The sequence below is a fragment of the Dellaglioa sp. CoH-57-MRSF-20 genome (assembly GCF_056781955.1).
On record NZ_JBXAXV010000281.1, the window covers coordinates 1 to 260 of the forward strand.

General features: G+C 66.9%; 1 protein-coding gene. It reads left to right on the top strand.

Annotated features, from left to right (window positions below; all coding sequences use genetic code 11):
• Nucleotides 1-213: hypothetical protein (locus tag AC1RPN_RS09050; protein WP_481763854.1), on the top strand; the 213-nt coding region annotated here is incomplete at its 5' end.
• Nucleotides 214-260 lie beyond the last annotated feature (47 nt).

Below are 260 nucleotides of genomic sequence, written 5' to 3' on the forward strand. Positions count from 1 at the left end.
GGGTCGTCGGTGTCCGAGATCCTGCAGACGCTCCGCGACGTGACCGGCGTGGACTTCGCGGTGGACGTCCGCCCCTCGCCGCCGACGTTCGTCGACCGCGTCGTGCTGGACACCGCCCGCTATACGAGCGAGTTCGGACCGCTGGAGGAGCCTGTCGGCCTCTACACCGGGATCGAGCGCACCTACGAGGAGATCCGGAGAGAACGTGACTGACGCACCGTCCGTCGATGCGACGATCGCTATTCTGACCTACAACGGGG